The sequence below is a fragment of the Oceanimonas sp. GK1 genome (assembly GCF_000243075.1).
In the GTDB taxonomy this organism is placed as follows: Bacteria; Pseudomonadota; Gammaproteobacteria; order Enterobacterales; family Aeromonadaceae; genus Oceanimonas.
In genome coordinates, this window is record NC_016745.1 from 362,144 (window position 1) to 372,500 (window position 10,357).

General features: G+C 60.5%; 7 protein-coding genes and 2 rRNA genes (1 of these 9 only partly in view). 5 read left to right on the top strand and 4 right to left on the bottom strand.

The features are described 5' to 3' along the window. Positions 1-3: 3 nt before the first annotated feature. Genes cysT through cysA form a run of 3 tightly spaced genes read left to right on the top strand, consistent with a single transcriptional unit; the run spans position 4 to position 2,782 of the window. Positions 4-846 (top strand): sulfate/thiosulfate ABC transporter permease CysT, encoded by an 843-nt coding sequence (cysT, locus tag GU3_RS01805; protein WP_014290852.1) that lies wholly within the window; start codon positions 4-6, stop codon positions 844-846. After that, positions 846-1,685: a sulfate/thiosulfate ABC transporter permease CysW gene (gene cysW, locus GU3_RS01810; protein ID WP_014290853.1), complete on the top strand. Its 840-nt coding sequence runs from the start codon at positions 846-848 to the stop codon at positions 1,683-1,685. Before cysT ends, cysW begins: the two co-directional genes overlap by 1 nt. 5 nt (positions 1,686-1,690) lie before the next feature. Continuing rightward, complete coding sequence (gene cysA / locus GU3_RS01815; protein WP_014290854.1) at positions 1,691-2,782, top strand: sulfate/thiosulfate ABC transporter ATP-binding protein CysA; 1,092 nt, start codon at positions 1,691-1,693, stop codon at positions 2,780-2,782. A 53-nt stretch (positions 2,783-2,835) separates the two neighbouring features. Here cysA and cysM read toward each other — a convergent pair whose 3' ends face one another. After that, on the bottom strand, positions 2,836-3,735 hold the full coding sequence (cysM, locus tag GU3_RS01820; protein ID WP_014290855.1) for a cysteine synthase CysM: 900 nt from the start codon (positions 3,733-3,735) through the stop codon (positions 2,836-2,838). Positions 3,736-3,880: 145 nt separating this feature from the next. On the opposite strand from cysM, the gene GU3_RS01825 reads away from it, so the two are divergent. Beyond that, positions 3,881-4,234, top strand: a complete 354-nt coding sequence (locus GU3_RS01825) for a DMT family protein (protein WP_014290856.1) — start codon at positions 3,881-3,883, stop codon at positions 4,232-4,234. A gap of 1 nt (position 4,235) precedes the next feature. Here GU3_RS01825 and GU3_RS01830 read toward each other — a convergent pair whose 3' ends face one another. Beyond that, positions 4,236-4,850, bottom strand: a complete 615-nt coding sequence (locus GU3_RS01830) for a LysE family translocator (protein ID WP_014290857.1) — start codon at positions 4,848-4,850, stop codon at positions 4,236-4,238. A gap of 108 nt (positions 4,851-4,958) precedes the next feature. Here GU3_RS01830 and GU3_RS01835 point away from each other — a divergent pair, with 108 nt between their 5' ends. Next, positions 4,959-7,616: a bifunctional acetate--CoA ligase family protein/GNAT family N-acetyltransferase gene (locus GU3_RS01835; protein WP_014290858.1), complete on the top strand. Its 2,658-nt coding sequence runs from the start codon at positions 4,959-4,961 to the stop codon at positions 7,614-7,616. 108 nt (positions 7,617-7,724) lie between these two features. Here the strand turns inward: GU3_RS01835 and rrf are convergent. Further along, positions 7,725-7,839, bottom strand: a 5S ribosomal RNA gene (rrf, locus tag GU3_RS01840). Positions 7,840-7,924: 85 nt separating this feature from the next. Then, positions 7,925-10,357 (bottom strand): 23S ribosomal RNA (locus tag GU3_RS01845); it runs 458 nt beyond the window's last position.

The following is a 10,357-nucleotide window of genomic DNA, read 5'->3' on the forward strand; positions in this document are numbered from 1 at the left end:
GCCATGGCGGCGTTGCTGGGTGCTTCCAAGCGGGTGCTGCCGGGCTTTACCCTGAGCCTGGGCACCAGCCTGCTGTTCGTCAGCCTGATCATATTGCTGCCGCTCACCGGTCTGGTGATCAACACCAGCCAGATGGGCTGGGAGCAATACTGGCAGGTGGTGACCGACCCGCGGGTGGTGGCCACCTATAAGGTGACCCTCAGCGCCGCCGCCGTGGCCAGTCTGTTCAACATGGCTTTTGGCCTGCTGATGGCTTGGATCCTCACCCGCTACCGTTTTCCCGGCCGGGCCCTGCTCGACGGCCTGATGGACCTGCCCTTTGCCCTGCCCACGGCGGTGGCCGGCCTGACCCTGGCCTCGCTGTTTGCTACCAATGGCTGGTACGGCGCCTGGCTGGCGGAGTTGGGTATCAAGGTGTCCTACACCTGGGTGGGCATCGTCGTGGCCATGGTGTTTACCAGCGTGCCCTTTGTGGTGCGCACCGTGCAGCCGGTGCTGGAAGATCTGGGCCCGGAATATGAAGAAGCCGCCGCCACCCTGGGGGCCAGCCCCTGGCAGGCCTTTACTCGCGTAGTACTGCCCGAGCTGCGTCCGGCACTGTTTACCGGCACCGCGCTGTCCTTTACCCGCAGCCTGGGGGAGTTTGGTGCGGTGATCTTTATTGCCGGCAACATGCCCTGGCAGACCGAAATCACTTCGCTGATGATCTTTATTCGGTTGCAGGAGTTCGACTACGCCGCCGCCAGCGCCATTGCCAGCCTGGTGCTGATGGCTTCATTTGTGCTGCTGTTTGCCATCAACACCCTGCAAAGCCGCTTTATGCGCCGCATTCGAGGTAACGCCTGATGGAACAGACCCTCACGTTCAAGGCTTCCCGCCCCTGGGGCCGCTGGCTGCTGATTGGCACCGGTGTGGTGCTGACCCTGCTGTTACTGGTGGTGCCGATGATTGCCATCTTTGCCGGCGCTTTGGCCGCCGGTGTGGGTGGCGTGATCGACAACCTGGCTGAGCCCGACATGCTGCACGCCATTGGTCTGACCCTGCTGGTGGCGGCCATTACCGTGCCCATCAACCTGGTGTTCGGCACCCTGCTGGCCTGGCTGGTGACCCGCTTTCGCTTTCCCGGCCGCCAGCTGCTGCTGACCCTGATGGACGTGCCCTTTGCGGTGTCGCCGGTGGTGGCCGGCCTGCTTTACCTGCTGATGTACGGCGTCAACGGTCCGGTGGGCGGCTGGCTCGACGGCCACGATATGCAGCTGATGTTTGCCTGGCCCGGCATTGTGATGGTGACGGTGTTCGTAACCTGCCCCTTTGTGGTGCGGGAGCTGGTGCCGCTGATGAGCAGCCAGGGCACCGACTCGGAAGAGGCCGCCGTGCTGCTGGGGGCCAGCGGCTGGCAGCTGTTCCGCAAGGTCACCCTGCCCAATATTCGCTGGGCGCTGCTGTACGGGGTGATCCTCACCAACGCCCGGGCGGTGGGCGAGTTTGGTGCCGTGTCGGTGGTGTCCGGCGGTATTCGCGGCGAAACCAACACCCTGCCGCTGCATGTGGAGCTGCTGCACCAGGACTACAACGCCGTGGGTGCCTTTACCGCCGCCGCTCTGCTGACCCTGATGGCAGTGGTCACCCTGATGATCAAATCTTATCTCGAGTGGCGTCTGCACAGCGCCAGTGAACAGGAGTAACCGGCATGAGCATTCGCATTGACGGCATTCAGAAATCCTTCGGCAAGACCCAAGTGCTGCACGACATCGACCTGGATCTGCCCAGCGGCCAGCTGGTGGGGCTGCTGGGGCCGTCGGGCTCGGGCAAGACCACGCTGCTGCGCATCATTGCCGGGCTGGAGCAGGCCAATGCCGGTCGCATTCACTTCAGCGGCACCGACGTAACCGGACTGCACGCCCGGGATCGCAAGGTGGGCTTTGTGTTTCAGCATTACGCCCTGTTCCGCCATATGACGGTGTTCGACAACATCGCCTTTGGCCTGACCATCAAGCCGAGAAAGGAACGCCCGTCCGCCGCCGAAATCAACACCCGAGTGGGCAAGCTGCTGGAAATGATCCAGCTGTCGCACCTGGCCGACCGCTTTCCGTCTCAGCTGTCCGGTGGACAGCGCCAGCGGGTGGCCCTGGCCCGGGCGCTGGCGGTGGAGCCTCGAGTACTGCTGCTGGACGAGCCCTTTGGTGCGCTCGATGCTCAGGTGCGCAAGGATCTGCGCCGCTGGCTGCGCCGGCTGCACGACGATCTGCACTTCACCAGTGTGTTTGTGACTCACGATCAGGAAGAGGCGCTGGATGTGTCGGATCAGGTGGTGGTGATGAGCCAAGGCCGCATTGAGCAGATTGGCAGCCCCAACACCGTGTGGCAGCAGCCCGCCAGCCGCTTTGTGCTGGAATTTCTGGGCGAGGTGGCCAAAATCGATGGCGCGCTGGCCGGCGGCCGTTTTCGCGTGGGCGACCATGGCCTGGCGCTGCCGGCGGCGGCGCAACACAGCGGAGCCGCCAGCTGGTATCTGCGCCCCCACGAGATCGGCCTGCAGGCCGAAGCAAGCACCAGCCATCCGCTGCCGGTGCGGGTCACCGACGTTAACCCCCGCGGCGCCATGGTGCATCTGGAGCTGGAGCCCGCCGGCTGGCCGGGCCCGCTGCTGGAAGCGGAGCTGCCCCAGCATCAGCTAAGTAATGTCGAGCGGGGACAGACCCTGTATCTGGGGGGCCAGCAGGGCCGCCTCTACGCCGGCGACCGGCAACTCACCGAAAGCAAGCTGGCGTTATCGGCCTGAAAAGGCCGTGAGGAGTGAGGTGAAAAAACGTGAGGAGACGCTCTCCTCACACCTTACCCCTCACTGGAATTAAATACCCCAGATGACAGGTAGCGGTCGCCCCGGTCGCAGATAATGGCCACGATCACGGCGTTATCCACTCGCTCTGCCAGCTTGAGCGCGCCGGCCACGGCACCGCCGGAGCTGACCCCGCAGAAGATGCCTTCTTCCCGCGCCAGGCGCAGCATGGTCTCCACCGCTTCTCCTTCACTGATATCCAGCACCTGGTCTACCCGGCTTCTGTCGAAAATGCCCGGCAGATAGGCCTCGGGCCAACGACGAATGCCCGGAATATGGCTGCCTTCGCAGGGCTGCAGGCCCACAATCTGCACCTCAGGGTTCTGGCTTTTAAGGTACTGGGACACGCCCATGATGGTGCCGGTGGTGCCCATGCTGGACACAAAGTGGGTAATACGGCCGTCGGTTTGTTGCCAGATCTCGGGGCCAGTGGAGAGCAGGTGGGCCTCGGGGTTGTCCGGGTTGTTGAACTGGTCAAGGATCACGCCCTTGCCCTCGGCGGCCATTTGTTCCGCCAGATCCCGGGCGCCTTCCATGCCTTCTGCCTTGCTCACCAGAATAAGCTCGGCACCATAGGCCCGCATCGAGGCCTTGCGCTCCTCGGTGGAGTTGTCGGGCATGATCAGCACCATGTGGTAGCCCTTGATGGCGGCGGCCATGGCCAGGGCAATGCCGGTGTTGCCGCTGGTGGCTTCAATCAGGGTATCGCCAGGCTTGATGGTACCGCGCAGCTCGGCCTGTTGAATCATGTTCAGAGCCGGCCGATCCTTGACCGAACCGGCGGGGTTATTGCCTTCCAGCTTGACCAGTACTCGGCTATTGGTGTGATTGGCCATGCGCTGCAGGCGCACCAGCGGCGTGTTGCCGACATAATCCTCAATGGTCGGAAATGACATGGGTAATCCTTGGCTGCGGTTTCTGCAGCTAGTGTACCTCTGAAAACCGGGGCAAGTTAAGGGCTCGGAATAAATCGCCCGGGCGGGCTTGCGCCCGGATCAGCGCGGCATAATAATTCGCCGGTTCTGTTCACGGAGAGCCCTTATGCCGCCACTGTCCATTACCATCAGCCTGCTGATCCTCAGCAACATCTTCATGACCTTCGCCTGGTACGGGCACCTGAAAAACATGCAGCACAGCCCCTGGATCTGGGCCGCCCTGATCAGCTGGGGCATCGCCCTGTTCGAATACCTGCTGCAGGTGCCCGCCAACCGCATTGGCGCTCAGGTGGTCAATGTGGGTCAGCTCAAGATCCTGCAGGAGGTGATCACCCTGTCGGTATTCGTGCCCTTTTCCATGCTCTACCTGAAAGAGCCCTTTCGTATGGACTTTGTCTGGGCCGGGCTCTGCCTGCTGGGCGCGGTGTTTTTTATGTTCCGCGAACGGCTGTTTGGCTGAATCAGCGGCTTAACGCCAGCCGGGCCCCCAGCACCATCATCAGCACGCCGGACAACCGCCCCAGGTAAACGGAAAAGCGTTCACGGCCGGCCAGACTGCGCTGCAGCCGCTGGCCCAGCAGGCCGTAGGCGCCGTTGCACAGGGTGGCGGTGAGGGTAAACACCAGCCCCAGCAGCAGCAGTTGCCACGGCACCGAGCCGCCTTCCACGGTGACAAACTGGGGCAGAAACGCGAGGAAAAACAGCGCCACCTTGGGGTTGAGCAGGCCCACGGTCAGCCCCTGCCTGAAAATACGCCAGCCGCTCTGCGCACCGGCCGCCGCCGGCAGGGTCAGCCGGCTGGCACTGCGCAGGCTGGTCCATCCCAAGTACAGCAGGTAGGCCGCCCCCGCATACTTGATCAGGGTAAAGGCGGTGGCCGACTGCAGCACCAGCGCCGACAGCCCCACCACCGCCAGCAGGGTATGCCCCAGATACGACACCCCCAGCCCCAGTGCCGCCAGCAGGCCGGCCCGGCGCCGACCCCCCAGCGCCTGGGACAGAATAAAAAAGATATCTGGTCCCGGCGTCAGGTTCAGCGCCAGGCAGGCGGGAATAAACAACAACCAGATTTCCATCACAGTCTCCGTTCAGGCTTGTCGGCGGTCAACACAATAAGGGTCACAGGCTGATAATATGCTACAAACTCCGCTATACCGCCACAGATCCTATTTGAGGAGACAGCCATGCCGCAGCAAGGACTCGACGCCCTGTTCAGGCCCGCCAGTATTGCCGTGATTGGTGCCTCGCACCGGGATAACGGCGCCGGCAAACTGGTGATGAAAAACCTGCTGGCCGGCAACTTCAGCGGTCCGGTGATGCCGGTCAACCCCAAATACGAGGCAGTGGCCGGGGTCATGGCCTACCCCGATATCGCCAGTCTGCCGCGCATTCCGGATCTGGCCATTATCTGCACGCCGGCCGATAAAAATCCGGCCATTATCGAACAGCTGGGCCAAAAGGGCTGCAAAGCCGCCATTATTCTCGCCGCCGGCACCAGCAGCAGCCAGCTGGATCAGATGAAGGCCAGCGCCCGGGAGCACCGCATGCGCCTGCTAGGCCCCAACAGCATGGGAGTAATACTGCCCCACCTGGGGCTGAATGTGAGTTTTGCGCCTTTCCCGGCCAAACCGGGCCGAATTGCCTTTGTGTCGCAATCTTCTGCGGTGTGCGCCACCATTCTGGACTGGGCCCGGCACAATGACATCGGCTTTTCCCACTTTATCTCCCTGGGCGACGCCTGCGACATCGACTTCGCCCAGTTGCTCGACTATCTGGCCCGGGACCGGCACACCAATTCCATTTTGCTGTACATGGACGCGGTGCAGGATGCCCGCGCCTTTATGTCGGCGGCCCGGGCCGCTTCCCGCAACAAGGCGGTGCTGGTGGTCAAAAGCGGCAAGACCCGCATCGGCGCCCAGCTGGGCCATATTCACACCGGAGGCGACGTGGGCATGGACGCCTCCTACGACGCCGCCATTCGCCGGGCCGGCATGCTACGGGTGCGCGATACCCATGATCTGTTTGCGGCGGTGGAAACCCTGAACCATTCCCACAGCCTGCGGGGCGAGCGGCTGATGGTGCTCACCAACGGCGCCGGTCCGGCCATCAACGCCATCGACACCCTGCTGGCCCGGGGTGGCAAGCTGGCCACCCTCACCGAAGCCACCCATGCGGCCCTCGACCGCGTGTTGCCGCCGTCCTGGTCCCACACCAACCCCATCGACATCGTCGGTGATGCGCCGGTAGAACGCTATGTGGCCAGCCTGCGGGTGCTGCTCGACAGCGACGACTGCGATGCCATTCTGATCATGCATGCGCCTTCGGCCACCGTGAACAGCACCCATGTGGCCAGGGAGCTGATTGAGGTGATCCGAACTCATCCCCGAGCCAGACGCTTTAACATTCTCACCAACTGGTCCGGGGAAACCAGCGTCTTTGAAGCCCGCCGCTGCTTTACCGAAGCCGGCATTCCCACCTACCGCACGCCGGAAAGCGCCGCCGGCGCCTTTATGCACATGGTGGAGTACCGCCGTAACCAGAAACAACTGATGGAAACCCCCGAGTCCATCTCGGACATGCCCAACGACAACGAGACGGTGCGCGGGCTGATCCGCCAGGCCTTTGACGAAGGGCTGCACCAGCTCGACACCCACGAGGTCAGCCGGCTGATGGCCGCCTACGGTATTCAGACCCTGCCCACCTGGATTGCCACCGACGGCACCGAAGCCGCGCATATAGCGGAGCAAATCGGCTATCCGGTGGCGATCAAGCTGCGATCGCCCGACATTGTGCACAAGTCGGAAGTCTCCGGCGTGGTGCTGAACCTGCGCTCGGCGGCGGAAGTGGCCCAGGCGGCGGATGCCCTGCTCGACCGGGTACGGCAAACCTATCCCAGCGCCCGTATTCATGGCCTGATGGTGCAGCGCATGGCGCGCCGGGCCGGCTCCCAGGAGCTGCACATTGCGGTGCGTTCGGATCCGGTGTTCGGCCCGGTGATTCTGCTGGGCGACGGCGGCGTCGATCTGGAAGGGGAAGAGCAGGCCGCGGTGGCCCTGCCGCCACTCAACATGACCCTGGCCCGCTATCTGGTCATTCAGGCACTGAAAAGCGGCAAGGTGCGGGCCAACCGCTCCCAGCAACCACTGGATATGCTGGCGGTCTGCCGAGTGCTGACCCAGGTCTCGCATCTGATCATCGACCATCCGGAGATCACCAGCCTCGACATTCACCCCCTGCTGGCCACCGGCAGCGAACTGGTGGCGCTGGACGTCAGTCTGAAACTGGCTCCCTTTGAAGGAGACGGCCAGGCCCGGCTGGCGATCCGCCCCTATCCCAAGGAGTGGGAGGAGCGCACCCTGCTCAAGGACGGCACCCCCGTGACCCTGAGGCCCATACTGCCCGAAGACGAGCCCGCTCATCAGGATTTTGTCAGCCATGTCACCGACGAAGACCGCTACAAGCGCTTCTTTGCCGATGTGGTGATCGGCCATGAAGAGCTGGCCCACATGACCCAAATTGATTACGACCGGGAAATGGCCTTTGTGGCGGTGGCGAACGACGGCAATATTCTGGGCGTGGTGCGGGCAGTTTCGGATCCCGACAACGACGATGCGGAATTTGCCGTGCTGGTACGCTCGGATCTCAAGGGGGTGGGCCTGGGCCGCATGCTGATGGAAAAGATTATTCGTTATGCCCGGCAGCGCGGTCTGAACAGCCTGAGCGGCATGACCATGCCATCGAACCGGGGCATGGTCATGCTGGCCCGCAAGCTGGGCTTCAAGACAAAAGTACAGCTGGAAGAAGGCATCGTCGAGCTTAAACTGCTGCTGGAACCCGAATGATAAGGCAAACAGCATTGGAGTGCGGGCAGCTTGCCCGCACTGTCTGCGTCATCAAGGCGCAAAGACGAAAAAAGCCCGATACATCAGTATCGGGCTTTTGGAATGGGTGCCTGGCAGTGACCTACTTTCACATGGCAGCTGCCACACTATCATCGGCGCGGTTGCGTTTCACTGCTGAGTTCGGCATGGAATCAGGTGGTTCCACAACGCTATGGCCGCCAGGCATTAAACTTGAATTCGAAAAAAGCTTTGTGATGAATCTGTTTTGTTCTCGAGACTACAAGTCTCTCACACTTCTTGGGTGTTGTATGGTTAAGCCGCACGGGTCATTAGTACAGGTTAGCTACACGCCTCACAGCGCTTCCACACCCTGCCTATCAACGTCCTGGTCTCGGACGGCCCTTTAGAGGCATCAAGTGCCTAGGGATGACTCATCTCGAGGCTCGCTTCCCGCTTAGATGCTTTCAGCGGTTATCGATTCCGAACTTAGCTACCGGGCAGTGCCACTGGCGTGACAACCCGAACACCAGAGGTTCGTCCACTCCGGTCCTCTCGTACTAGGAGCAGCCCCTCTCAATCATCCAACGCCCACGGCAGATAGGGACCGAACTGTCTCACGACGTTCTGAACCCAGCTCGCGTACCACTTTAAATGGCGAACAGCCATACCCTTGGGACCGACTTCAGCCCCAGGATGTGATGAGCCGACATCGAGGTGCCAAACACCGCCGTCGATATGAACTCTTGGGCGGTATCAGCCTGTTATCCCCGGAGTACCTTTTATCCGTTGAGCGATGGCCCTTCCATTCAGAACCACCGGATCACTATGACCTGCTTTCGCACCTGCTCGACCTGTCCGTCTCGCAGTTAAGCTGGCTTATGCCATTGCACTAACCGTACGATGTCCGACCGTACTTAGCCAACCTTCGTGCTCCTCCGTTACGCTTTGGGAGGAGACCGCCCCAGTCAAACTACCCACCAGGCACTGTCCTCATCCCCGATAAGGGGACCAAGTTAGAACATCAAACATACAAGGGTGGTATTTCAAGGTCGGCTCCACGGCAACTGGCGTCACCGCTTCACAGCCTCCCACCTATCCTACACATGTAGGGTCAATGTTCAGTGCCAAGCTATAGTAAAGGTTCACGGGGTCTTTCCGTCTAGCCGCGGGTACACCGCATCTTCACGGCGATTTCAATTTCACTGAGTCTCGGGTGGAGACAGCGTGGCCATGGTTACACCATTCGTGCAGGTCGGAACTTACCCGACAAGGAATTTCGCTACCTTAGGACCGTTATAGTTACGGCCGCCGTTTACCGGGGCTTCGATCAAGAGCTTCACCTTGCGGCTAACCCCATCAATTAACCTTCCGGCACCGGGCAGGTGTCACACCGTATACGTCCTCTTGCGAGTTGGCACAGTGCTGTGTTTTTGATAAACAGTCCCAGCCACCTGGTCACTGCGACTGGCTCAGGCTCCATCCGCGAAGGACTTCACCCGCTCCAGCGTACCTTCTCCCGAAGTTACGGTACTATTTTGCCTAGTTCCTTCACCCGAGTTCTCTCAAGCGCCTTGGTATTCTCTACCCGACCACCTGTGTCGGTTTGGGGTACGGTTCACACACATCTGAAGCTTAGAGGCTTTTCCTGGAAGCAGGGCATCAATGACTTCGGTACCGTAGTACCTTCGTCTCGGGTCTCAGTGTTATGACTCCGGATTTGCCTAAAGTCACCACCTACACCCTTTCACCAGGACAACCAACGCCTGGCCCATCTAGCCTTCTCCGTCCCCCCATCGCAATGTGTGTCAGTACGGGAATATTAACCCGTTTCCCATCGACTACGCCTTTCGGCCTCGCCTTAGGGGCCGACTCACCCTGCCCCGATTAACGTTGGACAGGAACCCTTGGTCTTCCGGCGAGGAGGTTTTTCACCCCCTTTATCGTTACTCATGTCAGCATTCGCACTTCTGATATCTCCAGCATGCTTCACAACACACCTTCGCAGACTTACAGAACGCTCCCCTACCACTCACACATAGTGTGAATCCGCGGCTTCGGTGCCTAGTTTTAGCCCCGTTACATCTTCCGCGCAGGCCGACTCGACCAGTGAGCTATTACGCTTTCTTTAAATGATGGCTGCTTCTAAGCCAACATCCTGGCTGTCTGAGCCTTCCCACCTCGTTTCCCACTTAACTAGGACTTTGGGACCTTAGCCGGCGGTCTGGGTTGTTTCCCTCTTCACGACGGACGTTAGCACCCGCCGTGTGTCTCCCGGATAGTACTTACTGGTATTCGGAGTTTGCATGGGGTTGGTAAGTCGGGATGACCCCCTAGCCCAAACAGTGCTCTACCCCCAGTAGTATTCGTCCGAGGCGCTACCTAAATAGCTTTCGGGGAGAACCAGCTATCTCCCGGTTTGATTGGCCTTTCACCCCCAGCCACAAGTCATCCCCTAATTTTGCAACATTAGTGGGTTCGGTCCTCCAGTTGATGTTACTCAACCTTCAACCTGCTCATGGCTAGATCACCGGGTTTCGGGTCTACTCCTAGCAACTATTCGCCCAGTTAAGACTCGGTTTCCCTACGGCTCCCCTATACGGTTAACCTTGCTACTAAAAGTAAGTCGCTGACCCATTATACAAAAGGTACGCAGTCACCGAACAAGTCGGCTTCCACTGCTTGTACGTACACGGTTTCAGGTTCTATTTCACTCCCCTCACAGGGGTTCTTTTCGCCTTTCC